An 18,817-nucleotide genomic window follows, 5' to 3' on the forward strand; every position below is an offset into this window, starting at 1 on the left:
CTACCTGTCGCGGAACCGTTCGGCGCGGACGGTGCCGTCGGCCTGCACCACGCCCCGCATCTCTGCCTGATCGCCGATCCGGGGCCGGTCGTCCACCCGCGTTCCGCCATCGATCACGAAGGCGGCACCGTCGATCTCGGCCGCGCCGGTCAGCACGCCGCGCAGGCGGATGCGGGCGCCTTCGGGGATCGGGGCGGGCCTGCCCTCGTCGTCCGGCGCGCCCTGGGCTATCCAGTCGCGGATCAGGCGGATGTCGTCTTCCGGCAGCCAGGGCGGGCCGTCGAAGGGCATGCGCGGCGTGGCAAGGCCGGTGATCCGGCGCCAGAGTTCCGACATCTCGGGGTTGCCCGGCAGGACGGCGAGACGGTCGCCGCCGGCCAGCACATGCGCGAGGCTGTCCAGCCGCAGCCCCTCGGGCGGGGCGCCGAGTTTGGAGTTGTCGGAATGGCACTTGATGCAGGCCTTGAGCAGGATCGGCTGCACGTCCGGCCAGAGCACCGGCTCGCCCGGAGCGGGGCGGCGGCGTTCGGCGGCCGGGGCCGGGGCGAGGCTGCCCGCCGGCATCCCCGCCATGACCCAGCCTTCCACCAGCGCGATCTGGTCGGGGTCAAGGAAGGGCGGGCCATCTAGCGGCATCTGCGGTTCGGCCTCGCCGCGCAGCCGTTGCAGGAGCGGGCTGGCCGCATCGCCGGCACGGACGACGGGGCCGTTCTCGCTCCCGGCCAGCACGCCGTCCAGCGTGTCGAGCCGCAGGCCCAGGGGCGCATCCTCGCCCGAATGGCAGATCACGCAGCGTTCGGCGAACAGCGCGCCGACCGCATCGAAGTCCTGCGCCGCCCCCGGCCCGGCCATGACGGCCGCCGCAAGGGCCGCCGCGCGCATCAGGCCTTCCGCAGGTTCTTGGCCGAGTCCTTGATGGCGGCAAACTGGCCCGCCGGGCGATAGCGCCAGAGATATTCGGGCAGCACCGCCTCCATCGCCGTCGGCGTGATGCCGAGATCGGCCAGACCCTTCGCCCCCGGCGCGACGACGTTGTCGCGCGCAAGGTTGCGCACCTGATCGCGGGTCAGCACCTTGTTCTCGATCAGGCCCAGCGTCAGCGCCTGCACCATGTCGAAACCGAAGGCCATGATCCGGGCCACGAAGAACGGAATCCCCACCACCGCCCGACGACGCTGGATGACCTTCAGCATGCGCTGCATCAGGCCGCGGAAGGTCTCGACCTCGGGTCCGCCGAGTTCGTAGATGCCGGGGGCAGCCTGGCCTAGAACGCCCGCGACCGCCGCCTTGGCGACATCGTCCACATGGACCGGCTGGAACTTCGTCGCGGCCCCTACCACGGGCAGGATCGGGCCAAGGCGCGTCATCCCGGCGAAGCGGTTGAAGAACTGGTCCTCGGTGCCGAAGATGATCGAGGGGCGCAGGATCACGGCGTTCGGGAAGGCGGCAAGCACGGCGGCCTCGCCTTCCGCCTTGGTGCGGGCATAGTCGCTGTCCGACCCGGCGTCGGCGCCGATGGCCGAGATGTGGACGAGTGCGCCCACGCCTTCCTCTGCGGCAATGCGGGCCACGCGGCCCGCGCCTTCGGCCTGCACGGCGTCGAAGGTGTTGCGGCCGAGGCTGTTCAGGATGCCGACGCAGTTCACCACCGCGTCCGCGCCGCGGATCATGGCGCGGACGGAGGCGTCATCGCGGATGTTGCAGGCGAGCGGTTCGACCTGGCCGGGCACGCCGTAGGGCTTGACGAACAGCGCCTCGTTCGGGCGGCGGACGGCGACGCGCACGCGCCAGCCTTCCTTGGCCATGCGCCGGGCGATGTAGCGTCCGACAAAGCCCGAACCGCCGAAGATGGTGACCAGCCTGCTCATCCGCGCAACCCTCCAACGGCGCCGGAAAGGCGCCGGAATCCTGCCGGATCAATAGCGGCGGCATCCGGTCCGGGCAAGGCCAAAGCGCCCTTGCGAAATTTCGCGGAGGGGCCGTTGACTCTGCCAGATGGCGCCGTTACATCGCCCATCAGTGCCCAGATGGCGGAATTGGTAGACGCACTGGTTTCAGGTACCAGCGCCGCAAGGCGTGGAGGTTCGAGTCCTCTTCTGGGCACCATTTCAGAAAAGCCCGCAACCCTCGCCGGTTGCGGGCTTTCTGCTTTCCGGGCGCTGTGGTGCGTCGGGCTGCAATGAAAAACCCGGCCGCTGGCTGCGGCCGGGCTGGCGATCCGTGCAGGGACGGCCCTCAGCGGCGGTGGTCTTCGTCCTCGTCGTCGTCGTGGTCGCCGCCGGGCAGGTTGAAGAAGCTGTCCGCGTCCGAGAAATCCGAGGCGGGGCTGTCGTCCTTTTCCTCGTCGCCGAAGACCTCCAGCCCCGAAAGGCCGGACGGCATCCGCGCGTCGGGCGCCATGCCCAGCGACTGTTCGGTGGAGACCAGCTTGCGCCGTTCGTCATCCGACATCACCGTGCCTTCGGCGGCCTTCTTGCGGGCGGCGGCCTGGACGGCGGCGTCAAGCTCGGACTGCTTGCAGAGGCCCAGCGCGACCGGGTCGATCGGCTGGATCTGGCCGATGTTCCAGTGCGTGCGCTCGCGGATCGACTGGATCGTGGGCTTGGTGGTGCCGACGAGCTTGCCGATGGCGCCATCCGACAGTTCCGGGTGGAACTTCACCAGCCAGAGGATCGCGGCGGGGCGGTCCTGGCGCTTGGACAAGGGGGTGTAACGCGGACCGCGGCGCTTTTCCTCGCCCTGGGCGGCGGGGTTGAACTTCAGCTTCATCCGGTACAGCGGATCGGCCTGGGCGCGCTCGATCTCGATCGGGTCGAGCTGGTTGTTGGCGATCGGGTCGAAGCCCTTGACGCCTGCGGCCACGTCGCCATCGGCGATGCCCTGCACCTCAAGCTCGTGCAGGCCGCAGAAATCCGCGATCTGGGCGAAGCTGAGCGTCGTGTTGTCCACCAGCCAGACGGCGGTCGCCTTGGCCATGAGCGGTTTCGACATCGGATCTCTCCTTTACAAACCTGTCCCGTGCCGGGAAAACGGCTGCGGGCCTGGCCCGCGAGTTCCACGATTTCGGGGAATTCAGCCGCCCATATAGGCCCGGATTGCAGAAAGGGAAAGCGAAAATGCGCCTGCTTGCCTTGCTTCTCGCGGTCTTTTGCTGGGCCGGCGCGGCACGGGCCGAGGGCGAGCGGGCGGAGGAGTTCGACTATTACGTGATGTCGCTCTCGTGGTCGGCCGCCTGGTGCGCGCTGGAGGGCGACGCGCGGCGCGATCCGCAATGCGATGCGGGGCGGGGGCTGACCTTCGTGCTGCACGGGCTCTGGCCACAATACGAGACCGGCTGGCCCTCCTACTGCCGCACCGGGCAGCGCGATCCGACGCGGGCCGAGACGGCGGCCATGGCCGATGTCATGGGCGGGGCGGGGGCGGCGTTCTACCAGTGGAAGAAGCACGGGCGCTGTTCGGGCCTGTCGCCTTCCGAATACTACCGGACTGCGCGCGATGCCTTCGGCCGCGTGGCGATTCCCGACCTGTTCAAGGGCGTCTCGCGCCCGCTGACCCTGCCGGCAAGCGTGGTCGAGGAGGCGTTCCTTGAGGCCAACCCCGGTCTTTCCCGCGACCAGGTCACCATCACCTGCAAGGACGGTCTGATCCAGGAAGCGCGCATCTGCCTGACCCGCGACCTGGAGTTCCGTCGCTGCGGGACGGATGTGATCCGCGACTGCCGCCTGAAGGACGCCTTGCTGGAGCCGGTGCGATAGGGTGGTTGGGTGGCGGGATCGGCAATCTGAAAAGCAACGGTCGAGGGGAAGTCTGGGGAAAACTGCTTTCTCAAATCGTCGGTGCCCTGGGCGTCTGGGGAAAGCGCCTTCGGGCTGATTGGTGGATCGAACATCCGATCCCGCCTGAAACCGGTTTACCAAACGTCAACCGCGCTTGCGCGTGAAGAAACCGTCAATCCGCCGCCGGAGTCCCGCGGGTCGGGAATTCCCTACGTCTCGACCCGCAGGGCGATCTTGCCGACATGCGCGCCCGATTCCAGCCGCCAGTGGGCGGCCGGGGCCTGATCCAGGGGATAGTCGCTGTCCATGACCACGCGGACCGCCCCGCGTTCGATCATCGGCCAGACATGGGTTTCCACCTCGCGCGCGATGCGGGCCTTGGCCAGGTCGGACTGCGGGCGCAGGGTCGAGCCGGTCAGCGTCAGGCGCCGGGTCATCAGCTCGGCCAGGTTCAGCGTCACCTTGGCGCCTTGCAGGAAGGCGATCTGCACCAGCCGCCCGCCATCGGCCAGCGCCTTCAGGTTCCGCTCGATATAGGGGCCGCCCACCATGTCGAGGATCAGGTTCGCCCCGCCCACGGCCTTCATCTCGGCGACGTAATCGCCGGTCCGGTGGTTGATCGCCAGCTCGGCGCCGAGCGCGCGGCAGACCTCGCATTTCTCCTCGGTCCCGGCGGTGGCGAAGACCCGGGCGCCAAGCGCACGGGCGATCTGGATCGCGGTCGTGCCGATGCCGCTCGTGCCGCCGTGGACCAGAAACCGCTCGCCCCCCCGCAGGCCCCCCCGCATCACCACGTTCGACCAGACGGTGAAGCAGGTCTCCGGCAGGCAGGCGGCTTCCTTCAGCGACAGGCCCTTGGGGATCGGCAGGGCGTGGGCTTCGTGCGTGACGGCATATTCGGCGTAGCCGCCCCCGGGCAGAAGCGCGCAGACCTGATCGCCGATCCGCCAGCGGGTGACGCCCGGCCCAAGCTCGACCACAGTGCCGGAGCATTCCAGCCCCGGCAGAGGCGAGGCCGAGGGCGGCGGCGCATAGGCCCCGGCGCGTTGCAGCGCGTCGGGCCGGTTCACTCCGGCCCAGGCCACGCGGATCACGATCTGCCCGTGACCCGGCACCGGCACCGGCACCGAGGCGGGCGTCAGGACATCCGGCCCGCCGGGGGTGGAAATCTCGATGGCGAGCATGCTGTGCGAAAGGGTCATACTGTGGTCTCAGCCCTGATGGTGGCCCGGAAGGTCGTCACGCCTTGATGGCGCACGAATGCTTGCGAAAATCTTTCCGGGTCCGGCCATCATCGCCTTGCCCAGCGGATTTTCCCGGAAGCTCGCCTTCAGCTTCTCGACCTGCATCACCTGGTCGATGCGGCGGTCGAGGAAATCCCAGGTCGCCTGATGCCCGGTCGAATCATCGCCCAGCCAGTAGAGCACCGTCGCGCCATAGACGGCCGAGAGCGTCGCGCGCTTGGTGTACCAGTTCAGGTCGCCCGACGTGTCGCCGAGCGCGGTCCAGATCGCATCCGCCGTCCCCCAGATCGCCCGCGCTCCGTCGGCGGCATGGTGGGGCAGCGAGAACAGAGTCGTGCCGCGGCGCACCAGTTCGCGGTCGGCCAGTTCCAGACGGATGCGGACGGCCCGCGCGATCCGGTCGCGGAAGCGCAGCGCCGACAGGTCGGTCGCGGCCAGCCGCGCCCGCATCTCGGAATCGCCCCGGGCGTGATAGGCCAGCGCCAGATCGACCCCTCCGCGCGGGAAGAGAGACCGCGCCAGACCCGGCGCGATCCCGGCATCGGCGGCGGCGGCCGTCAGCGTCCGGTCGGACCAGCCGTCGAAGGGCACATGCGGCAGCGCCGCGTCCAGCAGCTGTGCCTTTATCGGGTCTTCCGTCATCGTCATCCCTCCTGCCGGCATGGTGGACAAGCCAGCCGAGCTTTGTTATAGGCCGCGGGCCTGCACAAGTCAGTGCAACTCTAGCTTAGGAAGGTGGTGACAACCACATGCAGGTCAGCGTCCGCGACAACAACGTCGAACAGGCTCTCCGTGCCCTGAAGAAGAAACTTCAGCGCGAAGGGGTGTTTCGGGAAATGAAGCTCAAGCAGCATTTCGAGAAGCCCTCCGTCAAGAAGGCACGCGAACAGGCCGAGGCGGTCCGCCGCGCAAGGAAACTTGCCCGGAAGAAGCTTCAGCGCGAAGGCGGTCTGTAAGACACCGCGACCCTGGGGAAGCGATTCCCGCCCGATCAACCCCCGCGCCCCTGGCCGGGGGTTTTTCATTTGCCGAATGGGGTCGGGTGCTGCCGCCTCGGCCCCGACCCGCAGGCCGGCGCTAACCAGAGATTGTGTGGCGAAATCATGGCGGCGGCGTGTTGCAACTTTGGCGGGCATCAACAGTCCGTTTCCAGTTTACGCCACATTTAACAGTATTCCGCCGCAATTCGCCGCCTTACCCTTCAAGCATGATCGAGCTTCGCAAACACCCCCGCCAGGACCGGTCCCGCGCCAAGGTGCACGGGATCCTCGCAGCCGCCGCCGATCTCTGCTCGGGAAGGGGGCTGGAAGGGCTAACGACGAACGCCGTAGCTGCCAGGGCGGGTGTCTCGATCGGCTCGCTCTACCAGTATTTCCCGGGCAAGCATGCGCTTCTGGTCGCCTTGATCCGGGCCGAGCGGGCGAATCTTCTGGAGGCTGTGGAACGGATCGTCTCCTCGGATGCGGCCAATGACCTGACCAAGCTGGTCGATGAGCTGATCGAGGCGACCGTGTCGCATTACCTGGCGCGTCCGAGCCTGTCGCGCACGCTGAACCTTGCCCGCAGCCAACTGCCGCCCGACCCGGAGGCTGCCGAGTTCTCGGCCCGCGTCACCGTGCTGATTGCGGCGCGGCTGGACGAGTTGAAGATCTCGCGCCCGGAAACCACGGCCCAGGACATCCTGGCCATCCTGCGCGGGATGATCGACGCTGCCAGCGAGGCGCAAGAGGCAGACCGCAGCGCGCTGGCCGACCGCACCCGACGCGCGGTGTTCGGCTATCTGCACGCCGCCGCCTAGACCGCCAGCGCCGTCGTCTTGACCACCGTCCGCAGCGCGAAGCTGGACTGCATCTGCCGCACGCCTGGCAGGCGCGACAGGAACTGCCGGTGGATGCGGGCGAAATCCTCGGTGTCCTCGGCCATCAGCTTCAAGAGATAGTCTGCCGTCCCCGCCATCAGGTGACATTCCAGAAGGTCCGGAACCTTGGCCACCTCGCGCTCGAAGGCGTCCAGCAGGTCCTCGGCCTGGCTTTGCAGGGTGATCTCGACGAAGACCGTGGTCATCCGCCCCATGCGCCGGGCATCCAGCAGCGCGACGTAGCCCGCGATGTAGCCCTCTTCCTCCAGCCGCTGCACGCGGCGGTGACAGGCCGAGGGCGACAGGTTCACCGCCTCGGACAGTTCGGCATTGGTGATGCGGCCGTTCTTCTGCAACACGGTGAGGATGCGGCGGTCGGTGGCGTCAAGATCAAGGGCCATGCAAGATTCTTCGGCGTTTGGATCAGATCAGGCAAGAAGCTACGCAGAAGCCGGTCTCATGCCAATCAGAATTCAAAGCATCGTCTGGAAATCGGATCAGGATTGTCCCCACAGGGACCAGGTCCCGCTTGGGAGGAACAGATGAAGATCGGATGTCCGAAAGAGATCAAGCCGCAGGAATTCCGCGTGGGCATGACCCCGGATGCCGTGCGTGAGGCAGTTAACCACGGCCATCAGGTCGTGGTGGAAAAGGGTGCGGGCCTCGGGGCCGGCTTTGCCGATGCCGACTATGTGGCGGCCGGCGCCAGGATGCTGGACACGGCGGAAGAGGTCTTTGCCGCGGCCGACATGATCGTCAAGGTCAAGGAGCCGCAGGCGGTGGAACGCAAGCGCCTGCGCGAGGGGCAGGTTCTGTTCACCTATCTCCACCTCGCCCCCGACCCGGAGCAGACGAAGGACCTGCTCGCCAGCGGTGCGACCTGCATCGCCTATGAAACCGTGACCGACGACCGGGGCGGGTTGCCGCTTCTGGCGCCGATGTCCGAGGTGGCGGGGCGGCTCGCGCCGCAGGTCGGGGCCTGGACGTTGCAGAAGGCGAATGGCGGGCGTGGCGTGCTGCTGGGCGGGGTGCCGGGCGTGTCTCCCGCGAAGGTGCTGGTGATCGGGGGCGGGGTGGTCGGCACCCATGCCGCGAAGGTCGCCGCAGGGATGGGGGCGGATGTCACGGTCCTGGACCGCTCGATCAACCGCCTGCGCTATCTGGACGACGTTTTCGGGCGCGATTTCAAGAACGCCTATGCCAGCGCCGGCAACACCATCGCGCTGGCGCGCGAGGCCGACCTCATCATCGGCGCCGTCCTGATCCCCGGCGCCGCCGCGCCCAAGCTGATCTCGAAGGCGCAGCTGAAGGAGCTGAAGCCCGGCGCGGCGCTGGTGGACGTGGCCATCGACCAGGGCGGCTGTTTCGAGACCAGCCGCGCCACCACCCACCAGGACCCGATCTACGAGGTGGACGGGATCATGCACTACTGCGTGGCGAACATGCCGGGCGCCGTCGCGCGCACCTCGACCCAGGCGCTGGGCAATGCGACCATGCCCTTCATGCTGGCGCTGGCCGACAAGGGCTGGAAGCAGGCCTGCGCCGATGACCGGCACCTCCTCAACGGCCTGAACGTCCATGCCGGCAAGCTGACCTATGAAGCCGTCGGCCTTGCGCTGAACCTGCCGGTGATTTCTGCCGCCGAGGCGCTGAAAATCTGATCTGGGTCACGGCGGAACCGCCGTCGGCGCGCGTATATGGGGCACCGGATGAAAGGTGCCCCATGACATTCCTCGGCCAGAAACCCTCGACTCTTGTCCTGTGGGTCGTGCTTGCCCTTCCCGCCCTTCCCCTGATCGGCCCCCTGTTCGCGGGCGACGCCCAGGCCTTCCACCGCCTTCTGCACCCGACCGGGGAATGGGCGGCGCGTTTCATGATCATCGGCATGATGGCCTCGGGCCTGATGCTGCTGTTCAAGGGACGCCATTGGCCACGCTGGCTGGTGCATCACCGCCGCGACATCGAGGTCGCGGCCTTCGTCTATGCCGCGCTGCACACGCTGGTCTATGTCATCGACCGCGGCACGCTGGCCCGGATCGTCGAGGCCTTGCCCCATACCGAGATCTGGACGGGCTGGCTGGCGATGATCCTGTTCGTGCCGCTGGCCGTGACCTCGAACAACGCCGCGCAACGCTGGCTGCATGCCGGCTGGAAGACCCTGCAACGCCTGGCCTATCCGGCCGCCGTCCTGGTGCTGATCCACTGGGCCGCCCTGCACAACTGGGGCAGCTGGCCGCCCGCGGCCATCCACTTCGGGCCGCTGATCGGTCTCTGGGCCTATCGCCTGTGGTACTGGTACCTGCGACCAAGTTCGCCGCAGCCCGCCTGATGCGAAAACGGTCCGCGGGATCGCCCCCGCGGACCGTGCTGCAAAGCCTGCCGCCTCAGATGCGCGGGCGCGCCTTCAGTTCGGCGACGATTTCCTTCAGCAGATCGTTGTCCGACGGGCCGGCCGGCGCGGCAGGGGCCTCTTCCTTCTTCGGCATCAGCCGGTTCACGGCCTTCACGATCAGGAACACCACCCAGGCCACGATCAGGAACTTGATGACCGCGTTGATGAAGCTGCCGATGGCGAACTTCGCATCGCCGATGGCAAAGCCCCAGCCGGAAAAGTCGATCCCGCCCACGATCAGGCCGATCAGCGGGTTGATCAGGTCGTCCACCAGCGAGGTGACGATGGCGGTGAAGGCCGCGCCGATGACAACGCCGACGGCCAGGTCAAGCACATTGCCGCGCGCGATGAAGGTCTTGAATTCGTTAAACATTCCACGGTTCCCTTGTCAGCCCCGCCTTGACTGGCGGATTGGTCGGTTGTGCGGGCGCTCTGGCCCCCAGCGAATATCGCACAGGTTTTTCAAATGCTCGCGGGGAATTTCTGCGACTTCGCGCACATTCTGGAAATCTGTGGTGAGATTGTTGCCGTAGCGGCTCAGTTGCTGCGCGGGGCGGCGGCCCGGCGCAGGCGGTCGTTGATCGCCCGGCCAAGGCCGGTGTCCGGCACCGGGGCAAAGGCGATGCGACCGCCGGGGCCGGCCAGCCGGTCGGCCTCGCGCAGGGTGGCGAAAAGCCGTGCCGCCGCCTCGACCAGGTCGCCGTTCTCGGACAGGGTCAGCGCCCCGCGCACCGGGCCGAAGCCCACCAGGATCTCGCCTTCCCGCGTCTCGGTCGCGTCGAGCCGCAGCGCCGCCTCTGGCGCATAGTGCGAGGCGAGCTGGCCGGGCGAGGTCGGCTTGCCTGCATCCCCGCCCGGGGACAGGGGTTCGCCAAGCGCGGCTTCCAGCGCCTCGGCCGGCACACCGCCGGGGCGAAGCAGCACGGGTGAAGGATCAGGCAGGACGATGGTCGATTCCAGCCCGACCGCGCAGGGACCTCCGTCCAGCACCGCCGCGATCCGGCCCGACAGGCCCTCGATCACATGCCCCGCCGTGGTGGGCGAGACCCGCCCCGAGGGATTGGCCGAGGGTGCCGCGAGCGGCCCGCCGAAGGCGCGGAGCAGCCGCTGGGCCAGGGGATGCGCCGGGATGCGGATGGCAACCGTCTCGAGCCCGGCCGTGACCAGGGGCGAAATCCCGGAATCGGGTCGCAGCGGCAGGACCAGCGTCAGCGGGCCGGGCCAGAAGGTGCGGGCCAGGCGCCGCGCCTTCGGTCCGACCTCGGCGAAGTCCTCGGCCGCGGTAAGGTCGGGCAGATGCACGATCAGCGGGTTGAAGCTGGGCCGCCCCTTGGCGGCGTAGATCCCTGCGACCGCACGGTCCGATCGCGCGTCGCCACCCAGGCCATAGACCGTCTCGGTCGGGAAGGCGACCAGCTCTCCGGCCCGCAGAAGCTCGGCGGCCCGGGCGATGCCGGCGTCGTCCGGGGAAAGCATCAGGGTCATGGCTATGACGCAGCGTCCGGCTTGAAGGGCGATCCGAAAGGGATAGCGTTCGGTGCGGCCCTGCTTACGGCAGGGTCCGGTATTTGCCAAGGGAGGTGGCCATGGCCTATCGCGCTCCGGTCCGGGACATCCGTTTCATCCTCGACCACGTCGTGGGCTTTGCCGAGGTCGCCGCGACCCCGCGCTTCCAGCACGCGACGCCCGACCTGGCCGAGGCGATCCTGGACGAGGCGGGGCGGCTTTGTTCCGACGTGCTGGCCCCCATGAACCGGGTGGGCGACGTGACCCCGGCCCGGCTGGAGAACGGGGTGGTCGTGTCGCCGCCCGGCTTTGCCGAGGGCTATCGGGCCATCGCCGAGGGTGGCTGGGTCGGCATGGCGGCACGGCCCGAACATGGCGGGATGGGGCTGCCGATCTCGCTTGCCCTGTCGGTGGACGAGATGATGTCGGGCGCCTGCCTGGCGCTACATCTGAAGCCGCTGCTGAGCAAGGGTCAGATCGAGGCGCTGGAGCATCACGCCGGACCCGAGATCCGGGCGCTGTATCTGCCGAAGCTGACTTCGGGCGAATGGTCGGGGACGATGAACCTGACCGAGCCGCAGGCCGGCACCGATGTCGGCGCGCTGCGGACGAAGGCGGTGCCGAACGGGGACGGAACCTATGCGGTGACGGGACAGAAGATCTTCATCACCTGGGGCGACAGCGATCTGACGGCCAATGTCTGCCACCTGGTGCTGGCGCGGCTGCCGGACGGTGGACCGGGAACGAAGGGGATCAGCCTGTTCATGGTGCCGAAGTTCCTGCCCGACGCTGAGGGGCGGCCCGGCGCGCGCAACAGCCTGCGGGTGGTGAGCCTGGAGCACAAGCTGGGCATCCATGGCAGCCCGACCTGCGTGATGCAGTTCGAGGGCGCGACCGGCTGGCTGGTGGGAGAGCCCCACAAGGGCATGGCGGCGATGTTCACGATGATGAACAACGCCCGGCTGTCGGTCGCGGCGCAGGGCGTCGGTCTGGCCGAGGCAGCACTGCAGAAGGCGCTGGCCTATGCCCGGGATCGGCGGCAGGGGGCGACGCCGCTGTCGGCGGACGGAACGATCCTCGACCACGCCGATGTCCGCCGGATGCTGGCGACGATGCGGGCCGAGGTCTTCGCGGCGCGGGCCATCGCGCTGTCCTGCGCCAAGGCGATCGACATGGCGACGGCGACCGGGGCGGCGGAGTGGCAGGCGCGGGCGGCGCTGCTGACCCCGATCGCCAAGGCCCACTGCACCGACATCGCCTGCCAGGTGGCCCATCAGGGCGTGCAGGTGCATGGCGGCATGGGCTTCATCGAGGAGACGGGGGCGGCGCAGTTCCTGCGCGACGCCCGCATCCTGCCGATCTACGAGGGGACGAACGGGGTTCAGGCGATGGACCTGGTCGGCCGCAAGATGGCCGATGGCGGCGAGGCCGCGTTCCGGCTGATCGACGAGGTCCAGCGCGGGGCCGAGGCGGCCCGTGCCCGGCTGCCCGATCTCGCGGGCGAGGTCTGGGCCGCGGCCGAGGCGCTGCGCGAGGGGACCGAGGCGATGGTGGCCCTGCCCCTGAACGACCGCTTTGCGGGGGCAGTGCCCTATCTGCGCGCCTTCGCCCGGGTGCTGGGGGCCGGGGCGCATCTGAAGGCCGCGCTGGCCGAGGACGACCGCGAGGCGCTGGCCCGGGTGATGATCCGGCGGATCCTGCCCGAACACGCCGCCCTGCTGGCCGAGGCCCGGGAAGGGGCGGCGGGGCTCTATGCGGTGGGGTCCGACGACCTGGCGGCGTGAGTGTCCACGGTGGACATTTCCGGATAGCCTAGCGATTCCAGAGGGTTGTCCGCGGACGTTAGGGGTTTGTTAACCCGCCCTTCCGCCGGCCGTCCGGCTAGCGGATCAGCACCACCGGCACCTTGCAACTGCGGATCATCTCGGTCGTCGTGGAGCCGATGATCAGGCTGCGGATGCGCGAATGGCCATAGGCCCCCATCACCAGCATGTCGAAGCCGTCGCTGTCCACCATCCGGCCGAGCGCGGTTTCCGGCTGGCCCTCGACCACGGCGGTCTCGACGGCAAGGCCTGCGGCGCGCAGACGGGCGGCGGCGTCCTCCAGCCCCTTCCTCACCTCGGGCGTCGCCGTGCCGACGGTCACGACCTGCACCGTGAGACCGGCGAAGAGCGGATCGCGCGCGACGTGATCGACAGCCTTGATCGCCGAGACCCCGCCGTCATAGGCGACCAGCACCTTCTGGATCGGCCGGAACGCCCGCGAGGCGACGAAGACCGGAAGGTGGCTGGCGCGGACGATGCGTTCGAGGTTCGAGCCGAGATGCCCCTTTGCGAAATCCGCCGCCTCGCCGCGCTTGCCGATCAGGATCATCGCGGCATCGGCGCCCAGCTCGGCCACGGTTTCCACGAGGTCGCCATGGCGAAGGCGGGTGGTGATCTCGGCCACGCCGTCGCGGATCAGGATGGCATGGGCATCTTCCAGGATCGCCCGGCCGCGATGCGCGACCAGCTTGGCGCGTTGCGCGTCCAGCGCGGCGAGTTCCTCCATCAGCGCGGTGCGGGCGCCAAGCCGGATCGCGCCGGACAGGTCCCTGGTCTGCGCCCCCTCGCGCCGGCCGAGGACGTGCAGGAGTTCCACCGGCGCCCCGGTGCGGCCCGCGACCCAGGCGGCATGGTCGCAGACGCTGGCGGAATAGATCGAGCCGTCCACGAGGGCGATGATCTTCTGTGTCATGTCGGAATTCCCTTCAGTGGGCCAGAAGCTTGTCCATCGCGCCGGGCTTGTCGTGCAGCGCCAGCTTGTCAACGATGGTTTCGGAGGCGGTGTTCATGCCGACGATCTCGACCTCGGCCCCGTCGCGGCGGAACTTCAGCACGGCAAGGTCGAGCGCCTGCACCGAGGAGATGTCCCAGATATGCGCATCGGTCACGTCGATGACGACGCGGTCCAGCGCCTCCTTGAAGTCGAAGGCGGCCATGAAATCCTCGACCGAGGCATAGAAGAGCTGCCCCTCGACCCGGTAGGTACGGGTGCGGCCGTCGGCGCTGGCTGTGCTGGTGACGCGGAAGAGCTGCGCGATCTTGCCGGCGAAGAAGATGCCGGAGAGGAGGACGCCAAGCAGGACGCCGATGGCGAGGTTGTGGGTGTAGACCACGGCGGCCACGGTCGCCAGCATCACCACCGAGGAGGAGCGGGGGTGGGTGGCGAGGTTCCGGATCGAGGACCAGGAGAAGGTGCCGATCGACACCATGATCATGATCGCCACCAGCGCGGGCATCGGGATCCGGCTGACCCAGTCGCCGAGGCCCACGACCATGATCAGGAGGAACACGCCGGCAGCGAAGGAGGACAGCCGCCCGCGGCCCCCCGATTTCACGTTGATCATGCTTTGCCCGATCATCGCGCAGCCCGCCATCCCGCCGATGAAGCCGGTTGCGGTGTTGGCGAGGCCCTGGCCGATGCATTCCTGGTTGCGGTCGGATTTCGTGTCGGTCAGGTCATCGACCAGCGTCTGCGTCATCAGGCTTTCCAGAAGGCCCACCACGGCGACGGCCAGCGCATAGGGGAAGATGATCTGGAGCGTCTGAAAGGTCAGCGGCACGTCGGGCAGCAGGAAGACCGGCAGCGTGTCCGGCAGCGCGCCCATGTCGCCCACGGTGCGCACGTCCCAGCCGAAGGTCATGGTCAGCGCGGTGAGGACGACGATGGTGACGAGCGGCGAGGGGATCGCCTTGGTCAGGTAGGGGAAGAGGTAGATGATGGCGAGGCCGGCCGCGACCAGCGCGTAGGTCAGCCAGGTGACCCGGGTCGGGTCAAGCTCGGGCAGCTGCGCCAGGAAGATGAGGATGGCCAGCGCATTGACGAAGCCGGTCATCACCGATTTCGAGACGTAGCGCATGACGAAGCCGAGCCGGGCCAGCCCCATGGCGATCTGGAGAAGGCCCGCAAGGACGGTGGCCGCCAGCAGGTATTGCAGCCCATGGTCGCGGACCAGCGTGACCATGAGGACGGCGGTCGCGGCCGTGGCGGCCGAGATCATGCCGGGCCTGCCGCCCGCTATGGCGGTGATGACGGCGATGGAGAAACTGGCGTAGAGGCCGACCTTGGGGTCCACCCCGGCGATGATCGAAAAGGCGATGGCCTCTGGTATCAGGGCCAGGGCCACGACAAGGCCCGACAGGAGGTCGGGCCGGATGTTGCCGAGCCATTGGCTGCGGTAGGCGTCGAGTGAAAACATGCGAATTCCGTTCGGGGCCAGCCGCGTAAGGGGCGGCTGGTCGGTTGCGTGGGTCTGTGTGACGGTTGTCCGGCGGATCGGCGGCCGGAAGAGCCAGCCGGGAGTTGCACCCGGCTCCATGTTCGTTGCCCGCGCTATAGACGGGTTTCAGGGTAAAGCCAAGGCGCGGGGCTAATCGAGTTGCCGCGCCTCGCTGACCAGCATGATCGGGATGCCGTCGCGGATCGGGAAGGCGAGGTGGGCGGCCTTTGAGATCAGTTCCTGCTTCTCGGCGTCGTAGGTCAGGACGGCGTTGGTCACGGGGCAGACGAGTGCCTCGAGCATGCGGCGGTCGGCGGGCTCGCTCATTGCAGGATCTCCTCTTCGCCGCTGCCGCGCAGGGCGAATTCGATCAGGGTCACGATGGTCTCGCGCCGGGTCATCAGGGTCGGGGCTTCGAGGAGGGCCTGCTTGTCCTCGGGCGAGAAGGGGCAGAGCATGGAGAGCGAGTTGATGAGAAGCTCGGTCTCGGCTTCCTTGAGGCTGTTCCAGTCGGTCGAGAGGTTCAGCTTGGTGAAGTAGCGGCCGAGGAGGCCCATGAAATCCTCGCGCCGGAAGCCGGGGTCGTCCTCGGCGGGGCCGAGGTCGCGGGCGAAGGGGGCCCAGTCCACCAGGCAGCGGCGGTAGGGGGTGAAGCCCTGGACCTCTTCGCGGACGCGGTAGCGCGAGATGCCCGAGAGGGTGATCATGTAGCGCCCGTCCTCGGTTTCGGAAAAGCCGGTTAGGCGGCCGGCGCAGCCGATGGCCTGGAGCCGTTTCTCGCCGCCCGGGGTTTCGCGCGGCTGGATCATGCCGATCAGCCGGTGCTTGGTCTTCATGCAATCCTCGATCATCGCCAGGTAGCGCGGCTCGAAGATGTGCAGGGGAAGCCGCGCCCGGGGGAGCATGAGCGCCCCGGGCAGCGGAAAGACCGGAATGGTGTCCGGCAGGTCGGCTGCGGTGATCATGGGCATCAGGTAGCCCGGGTCAGGGATCAGGCAAATATCATCGACGACAGCTTGCGGCGGCCGGCGAGGACGATCGGGTCCTGCGGCTTCAGCGCCTCGAAGATGGTGAGGAGCTGGGTCTTGGCGGCGCCGTCGTTCCACTCGCGGTCGCGGCGGAACAGTTCCAGAAGCTGGTCGACGGCTTCCTTGGGGTTCCCGGCGGCCAGAAGGGCGGCGGCGAGGTCGTAGCGGGCCTGGTGGTTGTTCGGATCCGCCTCGACGGCGGCGCGCAGGTCGGCCTCGGGGCCGGCGTTGGCGGCCTGTTTCGCCAGTTCCAGCTGCGCGCGGACGGCATCCAGTTCCTTGGACCTGCCGACCGGGCCGGGGGCAGAGGCGATGAAGGCTTCGGCCTGGTCGAGGTTGCCGAGCGCGATGTGTGCGCGGACGAGACCCGCGTAGGCGGTGGCGTTCTCGGGGTCTTCGCCCAGGATCGCGGCGAAGGTTTCGGCGGCATCGACGGCGGCGCCCTCGGCCAGCATCTCCTCGGCCGCCTTGATCGCATCGGCGAGGCCACCGTCGCCGGCGAGGGCCGAGACGCGGTCGATGAAGGCCTTCAGTTCCGAGGCCGGAACCGCGCCCTGGAAGCCGTCGACGGGCTGGCCCTGCCAGAAGGCATAGACGGTGGGGATCGACTGGATCCGCAGCTGCGCGGCGATGCGCTGGTTCTGGTCCACATCGACCTTGACCATGCGCACCTTGCCCCTGGCCGCGGTGACGGCGGCTTCGAGCATCGGCCCGAGCGTCCGGCAGGGGCCGCACCAGTTGGCCCAGAAATCGACGATGATCGGAACTTCGCGGCTGGCCTCGATCACATCGGCCATGAAGGTGGCCTCGGTCGAGTCCTTGATCAGCTTCGCGTCGGCTTTCGGTTTTTCGCCCAGACCCAGCATTCGGACCTCCGGAAGGATGTTTGTGCCTATATGGCCCCTGGGGCCGGAAAGGCCAAGGGGTCAGCCCCAATCGCAGGTGGCAATATGGTCGTTGACCATGCCGGAGGCCTGCATGAAGGCGTAGGTGATCGTCGGGCCGACGAAGACGAACCCCTCGGCCTTCAGCGCCTTCGACATGGCCTGCGACTGAAGGGTCTGCGCCGGGACCTCGGCCATGCTTGCCGGTCTTGGGCCGGGCGGCGGGGCGAAGGACCACAGGAAGGGCGAGAATCCCTCGCGCGCCTCGATCCGCAGGAAGGCCTGCGCGCCGCGGATCGCGCCCTCGATCTTGCCGCGGTGTCGGACGATGCCGGGGTTCTGAAGAAGGCGCGCTACGTCAGCCTCGCCCCAGGCGGCGAGGGTGGCGGGAGCGAAGCCTGCGAAGGCCGCGCGGAAGGCCTCGCGCTTGCGCAGGATGGTGATCCAGGACAGGCCGGCCTGAAAGCTTTCCAGAAGCAGGAGTTCGAAAAGCCGCACCGCGTCGCGTTCGGGCCGACCCCATTCGTGGTCATGATAGGCCTGGTAGAGCGGATCCGACCCGCACCAGGGGCAACGTGTCGAATTGACGGCATTTCCCATGGGCGGACCTGCGCAGACCGGAATCGGAAAATTGGAACAAAATACGAATATTGAGGGTTCGTTTACCCGTTCGACCCTAGCCTGTCGACAGGATTCGGACCGGGCGGGGGCACTGAATGAGCTTTATGAAGGAACCGAGGAAGTCGAAATACGATCGTGATCCTTCGACCGCCAGTCCGCTGGACGTGGCCGTATCGGCGCAAGAGCGCGAGACGCTGGCAATGGTCGCCTCGGCGCTGGAAGACCGCCGCATGCGGCTGGCCTTCCAGCCCGTGGTCTATGCGGCCGACCCCAAGCTGATCGGCTTCTTCGAGGGGTTCATCCGGCTTCTGAACCTGCGCGACCAGGTGATCCCGGCGCGCGATTTCATGCCCATGGCCGAAATGCGGCAGCTCGGCCGCGAGATCGACTGTGCCGCGCTGCAACTGGGGCTGATGGCGATGCAGCGCAATCCGCACATCCGGGTGTCGATCAACATGTCGGCACGGTCCGTGGGCTATCGTCCCTGGCTCGACATCCTGTATCGCGCACTCCAAGACACGCCGCGCCTGGGGTCGAGCCTGATCCTCGAGATCAACGAAGCCTCGGCCATGCAGGTTCCGGATGTGCTGAAACCCTTCATGGCCGAAATGCGCGAAAGGGGCATCGTCTTCGCGCTGGACGATTTCGGGGCCGGGATGACCTCGCTGCGCCTGCTGGAAGAGATGGATTTCGAGATCGCCAAGATCGACGGCAGCATGGTGAAGAACGTGGACCGGACCGGAGGCGGCAAGTCGGCGGTGCGGGCGGCCATAGCGATGGCGCAAGAGCTCGGGATGTATGTCGTCGCCGAGGCGGTCGAGACCGAGGCCGAGGCGACCTGGCTGCGCGACGCGGGCGTGGGCTGTCTGCAGGGCTATCTCTTCGGGGCCCCCACGGTGACGCCGGATTTCCGCGCTTTCCGGCACGGGCGGCCCAACCTCGGCGCCTGACCCCGCCGGACGGGTTCGGGACGGGCGGATTGGAGACGGGCGGACCCGCCGGCCGTCAGGCAGCCGCGAACGCCGGGTTGCCCGGCGTGATCCGGGCGAGACCCGCCGCGACGGGACCGGTCGTCCGGCACGGGGCCGGCGGCGTCCCGACCGATTCGCCGCTATGCCGCATTTTCCGCCTTGCCAGTCCGCCAGAGGGGCTCCAGACGGCCGATGATGGACCCTTGCCTGCGGTATCCTGCCCCGGGCGCCGGTCTTTCTTGCAACGGCAGCAATATGCCCTTAGGGCAGGAAGGG

General features: G+C 68.1%; 21 protein-coding genes, 1 tRNA gene and 1 other annotated feature. Of the genes, 8 read left to right on the plus strand and 14 right to left on the minus strand.

Annotation, left to right across the window (positions count from 1 at the left end):
* Positions 1 to 882 carry a c-type cytochrome domain-containing protein gene (locus tag FL625_RS04670; RefSeq protein WP_149587462.1) on the minus strand — a complete coding sequence of 294 codons (882 nt, stop codon included), beginning with the start codon at positions 880 to 882 and terminating at the stop codon, positions 1 to 3.
* Positions 882 to 1,868 carry a complex I NDUFA9 subunit family protein gene (locus FL625_RS04675; RefSeq protein WP_149587463.1) on the minus strand — a complete coding sequence of 329 codons (987 nt, stop codon included), beginning with the start codon at positions 1,866 to 1,868 and terminating at the stop codon, positions 882 to 884. Before FL625_RS04675 ends, FL625_RS04670 begins: the two co-directional genes overlap by 1 nt.
* 153 nt (positions 1,869 to 2,021) lie before the next feature.
* Here FL625_RS04675 and FL625_RS04680 point away from each other — a divergent pair.
* Positions 2,022 to 2,106, plus strand: a tRNA-Leu gene (locus FL625_RS04680).
* A gap of 129 nt (positions 2,107 to 2,235) precedes the next feature.
* Here FL625_RS04680 and FL625_RS04685 read toward each other — a convergent pair.
* A complete protein-coding gene (locus FL625_RS04685) occupies positions 2,236 to 2,991 on the minus strand; it encodes a DUF1013 domain-containing protein (protein WP_149587464.1) in 756 nt (251 codons plus the stop codon).
* A 125-nt stretch (positions 2,992 to 3,116) separates the two neighbouring features.
* Here FL625_RS04685 and FL625_RS04690 point away from each other — a divergent pair, with 125 nt between their 5' ends.
* On the plus strand, positions 3,117 to 3,755 hold the full coding sequence (locus FL625_RS04690; protein ID WP_149587465.1) for a ribonuclease T2 family protein: 639 nt from the start codon (positions 3,117 to 3,119) through the stop codon (positions 3,753 to 3,755).
* A gap of 230 nt (positions 3,756 to 3,985) precedes the next feature.
* On the opposite strand, the gene FL625_RS04695 is transcribed toward FL625_RS04690, so the two are convergent.
* Entirely contained in the window at positions 3,986 to 4,978 is a 993-nt protein-coding gene (locus FL625_RS04695) for an NAD(P)H-quinone oxidoreductase (RefSeq protein ID WP_149587466.1), read from the minus strand.
* Between the two features lie 9 nt (positions 4,979 to 4,987).
* Positions 4,988 to 5,662 carry a COQ9 family protein gene (locus FL625_RS04700; RefSeq protein ID WP_149587467.1) on the minus strand — a complete coding sequence of 225 codons (675 nt, stop codon included), beginning with the start codon at positions 5,660 to 5,662 and terminating at the stop codon, positions 4,988 to 4,990.
* Between the two features lie 107 nt (positions 5,663 to 5,769).
* On the opposite strand from FL625_RS04700, the gene rpsU reads away from it, so the two are divergent.
* Together rpsU and FL625_RS04710 are read left to right on the plus strand one after the other, a co-directional pair.
* On the plus strand, positions 5,770 to 5,976 hold the full coding sequence (rpsU, locus tag FL625_RS04705) for a 30S ribosomal protein S21 (protein ID WP_008027119.1): 207 nt from the start codon (positions 5,770 to 5,772) through the stop codon (positions 5,974 to 5,976).
* A 251-nt stretch (positions 5,977 to 6,227) separates the two neighbouring features.
* Entirely contained in the window at positions 6,228 to 6,818 is a 591-nt protein-coding gene (locus FL625_RS04710) for a TetR/AcrR family transcriptional regulator (protein ID WP_149587468.1), read from the plus strand.
* Here FL625_RS04710 and FL625_RS04715 read toward each other — a convergent pair.
* Positions 6,815 to 7,279, minus strand: a complete 465-nt coding sequence (locus FL625_RS04715; protein WP_149587469.1) for an Lrp/AsnC family transcriptional regulator — start codon at positions 7,277 to 7,279, stop codon at positions 6,815 to 6,817. The two genes, FL625_RS04710 and FL625_RS04715, sit on opposite strands and share 4 nt — an antisense overlap.
* Positions 7,280 to 7,420: 141 nt before the next feature.
* On the opposite strand from FL625_RS04715, the gene ald reads away from it, so the two are divergent.
* Positions 7,421 to 8,539: an alanine dehydrogenase gene (gene ald / locus FL625_RS04720; protein WP_149587470.1), complete on the plus strand. Its 1,119-nt coding sequence runs from the start codon at positions 7,421 to 7,423 to the stop codon at positions 8,537 to 8,539.
* Between the two features lie 62 nt (positions 8,540 to 8,601).
* Entirely contained in the window at positions 8,602 to 9,207 is a 606-nt protein-coding gene (locus FL625_RS04725) for a protein-methionine-sulfoxide reductase heme-binding subunit MsrQ (RefSeq protein ID WP_149587471.1), read from the plus strand.
* 55 nt (positions 9,208 to 9,262) lie between these two features.
* Here FL625_RS04725 and mscL read toward each other — a convergent pair whose 3' ends face one another.
* The gene (gene mscL, locus FL625_RS04730) at positions 9,263 to 9,643 is read right to left on the minus strand and encodes a large-conductance mechanosensitive channel protein MscL (RefSeq protein ID WP_149587472.1); all 381 of its coding nucleotides are present in this window, start codon (positions 9,641 to 9,643) and stop codon (positions 9,263 to 9,265) included.
* A 164-nt stretch (positions 9,644 to 9,807) separates the two neighbouring features.
* Positions 9,808 to 10,761, minus strand: a complete 954-nt coding sequence (locus FL625_RS04735) for an L-threonylcarbamoyladenylate synthase (RefSeq protein ID WP_435532696.1) — start codon at positions 10,759 to 10,761, stop codon at positions 9,808 to 9,810.
* A gap of 95 nt (positions 10,762 to 10,856) precedes the next feature.
* Here FL625_RS04735 and FL625_RS04740 point away from each other — a divergent pair, with 95 nt between their 5' ends.
* On the plus strand, positions 10,857 to 12,560 hold the full coding sequence (locus FL625_RS04740) for an acyl-CoA dehydrogenase (protein ID WP_149587474.1): 1,704 nt from the start codon (positions 10,857 to 10,859) through the stop codon (positions 12,558 to 12,560).
* Positions 12,561 to 12,657: 97 nt separating this feature from the next.
* Here FL625_RS04740 and FL625_RS04745 read toward each other — a convergent pair whose 3' ends face one another.
* The 6 genes from FL625_RS04745 to FL625_RS04770 form a co-directional block, all read right to left on the minus strand.
* Complete coding sequence (locus FL625_RS04745) at positions 12,658 to 13,512, minus strand: universal stress protein (protein WP_149587475.1); 855 nt, start codon at positions 13,510 to 13,512, stop codon at positions 12,658 to 12,660.
* Between the two features lie 13 nt (positions 13,513 to 13,525).
* Entirely contained in the window at positions 13,526 to 15,016 is a 1,491-nt protein-coding gene (locus FL625_RS04750; RefSeq protein WP_149587476.1) for a SulP family inorganic anion transporter, read from the minus strand.
* Between the two features lie 63 nt (positions 15,017 to 15,079).
* Positions 15,080 to 15,137 (minus strand) — a sequence feature (sul1 is cis-regulatory element that is thought to sense ions involved in sulfur or methionine metabolism; They are found in Alphaproteobacteria).
* A gap of 50 nt (positions 15,138 to 15,187) precedes the next feature.
* Positions 15,188 to 15,364 carry a Trm112 family protein gene (locus FL625_RS04755; RefSeq protein WP_149587477.1) on the minus strand — a complete coding sequence of 59 codons (177 nt, stop codon included), beginning with the start codon at positions 15,362 to 15,364 and terminating at the stop codon, positions 15,188 to 15,190.
* Positions 15,361 to 16,002 carry an LON peptidase substrate-binding domain-containing protein gene (locus tag FL625_RS04760; RefSeq protein ID WP_149587704.1) on the minus strand — a complete coding sequence of 214 codons (642 nt, stop codon included), beginning with the start codon at positions 16,000 to 16,002 and terminating at the stop codon, positions 15,361 to 15,363. The genes FL625_RS04755 and FL625_RS04760 overlap by 4 nt, the downstream gene beginning before the upstream one ends.
* A gap of 26 nt (positions 16,003 to 16,028) precedes the next feature.
* Positions 16,029 to 16,931, minus strand: a complete 903-nt coding sequence (gene trxA, locus FL625_RS04765) for a thioredoxin (RefSeq protein WP_149587478.1) — start codon at positions 16,929 to 16,931, stop codon at positions 16,029 to 16,031.
* A gap of 60 nt (positions 16,932 to 16,991) precedes the next feature.
* Entirely contained in the window at positions 16,992 to 17,549 is a 558-nt protein-coding gene (locus tag FL625_RS04770; RefSeq protein WP_149587479.1) for a DNA-3-methyladenine glycosylase I, read from the minus strand.
* Positions 17,550 to 17,665: 116 nt separating this feature from the next.
* Between FL625_RS04770 and FL625_RS04775 the strand changes: the two genes are divergently transcribed.
* Entirely contained in the window at positions 17,666 to 18,520 is an 855-nt protein-coding gene (locus tag FL625_RS04775; protein WP_235019314.1) for an EAL domain-containing protein, read from the plus strand.
* Positions 18,521 to 18,817 lie beyond the last annotated feature (297 nt).

Source organism: Tabrizicola flagellatus (genome assembly GCF_008271465.1).
GTDB classification, from domain to species: domain Bacteria; phylum Pseudomonadota; class Alphaproteobacteria; order Rhodobacterales; family Rhodobacteraceae; genus Tabrizicola; species Tabrizicola flagellata.

Bases quoted from the DNA above. Each gene is read 5' to 3' on its own strand.
- FL625_RS04760 (WP_149587704.1), bottom strand. From the start codon at position 16,002: ATGATCACCGCAGCCGACCTGCCGGACACCATTCCGGTCTTTCCGCTG.
- FL625_RS04770 (WP_149587479.1), bottom strand. From the start codon at position 17,549: ATGGGAAATGCCGTCAATTCGACACGTTGCCCCTGGTGCGGGTCGGAT.
- FL625_RS04725 (WP_149587471.1), top strand. From the start codon at position 8,602: ATGACATTCCTCGGCCAGAAACCCTCGACTCTTGTCCTGTGGGTCGTG.
- FL625_RS04715 (WP_149587469.1), bottom strand. From the start codon at position 7,279: ATGGCCCTTGATCTTGACGCCACCGACCGCCGCATCCTCACCGTGTTG.
- mscL (WP_149587472.1), bottom strand. From the start codon at position 9,643: ATGTTTAACGAATTCAAGACCTTCATCGCGCGCGGCAATGTGCTTGAC.
- FL625_RS04700 (WP_149587467.1), bottom strand. From the start codon at position 5,662: ATGACGGAAGACCCGATAAAGGCACAGCTGCTGGACGCGGCGCTGCCG.
- FL625_RS04755 (WP_149587477.1), bottom strand. From the start codon at position 15,364: ATGAGCGAGCCCGCCGACCGCCGCATGCTCGAGGCACTCGTCTGCCCC.
- FL625_RS04675 (WP_149587463.1), bottom strand. From the start codon at position 1,868: ATGAGCAGGCTGGTCACCATCTTCGGCGGTTCGGGCTTTGTCGGACGC.
- ald (WP_149587470.1), top strand. From the start codon at position 7,421: ATGAAGATCGGATGTCCGAAAGAGATCAAGCCGCAGGAATTCCGCGTG.
- FL625_RS04670 (WP_149587462.1), bottom strand. From the start codon at position 882: ATGCGCGCGGCGGCCCTTGCGGCGGCCGTCATGGCCGGGCCGGGGGCG.
- trxA (WP_149587478.1), bottom strand. From the start codon at position 16,931: ATGCTGGGTCTGGGCGAAAAACCGAAAGCCGACGCGAAGCTGATCAAG.
- FL625_RS04695 (WP_149587466.1), bottom strand. From the start codon at position 4,978: ATGACCCTTTCGCACAGCATGCTCGCCATCGAGATTTCCACCCCCGGC.
- FL625_RS04740 (WP_149587474.1), top strand. From the start codon at position 10,857: ATGGCCTATCGCGCTCCGGTCCGGGACATCCGTTTCATCCTCGACCAC.
- rpsU (WP_008027119.1), top strand. From the start codon at position 5,770: ATGCAGGTCAGCGTCCGCGACAACAACGTCGAACAGGCTCTCCGTGCC.
- FL625_RS04690 (WP_149587465.1), top strand. From the start codon at position 3,117: ATGCGCCTGCTTGCCTTGCTTCTCGCGGTCTTTTGCTGGGCCGGCGCG.
- FL625_RS04750 (WP_149587476.1), bottom strand. From the start codon at position 15,016: ATGTTTTCACTCGACGCCTACCGCAGCCAATGGCTCGGCAACATCCGG.
- FL625_RS04685 (WP_149587464.1), bottom strand. From the start codon at position 2,991: ATGTCGAAACCGCTCATGGCCAAGGCGACCGCCGTCTGGCTGGTGGAC.
- FL625_RS04745 (WP_149587475.1), bottom strand. From the start codon at position 13,512: ATGACACAGAAGATCATCGCCCTCGTGGACGGCTCGATCTATTCCGCC.
- FL625_RS04775 (WP_235019314.1), top strand. From the start codon at position 17,666: ATGAGCTTTATGAAGGAACCGAGGAAGTCGAAATACGATCGTGATCCT.
- FL625_RS04710 (WP_149587468.1), top strand. From the start codon at position 6,228: ATGATCGAGCTTCGCAAACACCCCCGCCAGGACCGGTCCCGCGCCAAG.